Source organism: Paenibacillus roseus, assembly GCF_016424485.1.
Taxonomy (GTDB): domain Bacteria; phylum Bacillota; class Bacilli; order Paenibacillales; family Paenibacillaceae; genus Paenibacillus_D; species Paenibacillus_D roseus.
On sequence record NZ_JAELUP010000087.1, the window covers coordinates 1 to 1,671 of the forward strand.

Consider the following 1,671-nt stretch of genomic DNA (forward strand, 5'->3'; position numbering starts at 1 on the left):
TGATATGCTCCCCTTGTAGTAGACAGTTGAAATAATAAAACTGTTTACTACGAGGTGGAGCATTTTTATGTCTCATAGATCGAAAATATCAGAATATGAAAAGATTGAAGCTATTGAAAAGTTTCTACGTGGGGAAGATTCGCTTAACCATTTAGCATCTCTTCTTGGTGTTACCTTTCCAACGATTAAACAATGGCTTCAAACCTATCAATCATTAGGTCCGGAAGGACTACAGCATACATCAAAGAACAGAGCCTATTCCGCTGATTTAAAGAAAGCAGCTGTGGAGGATTATCTTATCGGTGCAGGCTCTCACATGGAAATATGCAGAAGGTATGGTATTAAATCAACCCGTCAATTGCGTCAGTGGATCTTGAAGTATAATGGTCATAGCAGCTTAAACACCTATTCGGGGGGATCTCCAGCTATGACCAAGGGACGTTCGACAACTTGGCAAGAGAGAATCGACATTGTTCTTTACTGCCATGCTCACGAGCACGACTACAAGAAGGCAGCGGAGCAGTTTAAAGTTTCTTACCAGCAAGTATATGGATGGATGAAAAAGTACGAAGCAGGCGGCCAGGAAGCTTTACAGGACGGCCGTGGGAGAAAGAAGGCACCTGAAGAGCTGAGCGAAGCAGATCACCGGAAGCTTGAGATGAAGAAGCTGGAGTATGAGAACGAGCGGCTTCGGGCAGAGAACGCCTTCTTAAAAAAGTTACAGGAACTCGAAAGGGGGCGTCGCTAAGCCAGCATCGTCAGGAAAATGTCTACCTAGCCATTCAAGAAGTTCAGCAAAACGCAGCATTCCCTGTGCAGCTTCTGTGTGACATTGCAGGGATTCCACGTTCTAGCTACTACAAATGGCTCAATCGCGAGCCCAGTTCCCGCGAGTTGGAGAACGAACAACTGACGGAGATAATGATGTCCCTCTACAAGAAGGTTGAAGGCATATTCGGATACCGGCAACTAACGCTCCATATGCGCCGCCAAACCGGGAAAACGATTAATCACAAGCGAGTGCAGCGCCTTATGGCATTCAAGGGGATCCAATCTGTCATCCGCGGAAAGAAAAAGAAATATGCACATTCTACTCCACAGCAGGTAGCTGAGAATGTGTTGGATCGAAAATTCGAAGCTGCAGCGGCTAATGAGAAGTGGGTAACCGATGTGACGGAATTCAAATACGGCAATGGCCAGAAAGCTTATTTAAGCGCCATTCTTGACCTTCATGATTCATCGATTGTCGCTCAAGTGCTAGGACATTCCAATAATAATTCTCTCGTGTTCCGGACGCTGGAGCTGGCTTTACAAGCGGCGCCAGGAAGTACGCCCATGCTTCATAGCGACCGCGGTTTCCAGTACACCTCCCTACAATTTAAGAAGCTCCTGGACGACAATAAACTGACCCAAAGCATGTCGAGGGTCGGTCGGTGCATTGATAACGGCCCAATGGAATCCTTCTGGGGTACATTAAAATGTGAAAAGTATTATTTACATACCTACCGCACCTTTGAGGCGCTTAAAAATGACATTGATGACTACATTCATTTTTACAATAACGAACGATTGAAGGCGAAATTTAAAGGCCTTAGTCCGATGGAATTCAGGACTAAGGCCGCCTAACTGATTTTTAATAAATTTACTGTCTACTTGACGGGGAGCAGTTCA

General features: G+C 45.4%; 1 protein-coding gene and 1 pseudogene. Both read left to right on the forward strand.

Annotated elements, in window-relative coordinates; all coding sequences use genetic code 11:
• Positions 1 to 67: 67 nt before the first annotated feature.
• On the forward strand, positions 68 to 748 hold the full coding sequence (locus tag JFN88_RS15570) for a helix-turn-helix domain-containing protein (protein WP_199020186.1): 681 nt from the start codon (positions 68 to 70) through the stop codon (positions 746 to 748).
• Between the two features lie 14 nt (positions 749 to 762).
• Positions 763 to 1,626, forward strand: a pseudogene (locus JFN88_RS15575) (IS3 family transposase); the annotation flags it as partial.
• Between the last annotated feature and the right edge of the window lie 45 nt (positions 1,627 to 1,671).

Bases quoted from the DNA above. Each gene is read 5' to 3' on its own strand.
- JFN88_RS15570 (WP_199020186.1), top strand. From the start codon at position 68: ATGTCTCATAGATCGAAAATATCAGAATATGAAAAGATTGAAGCTATT.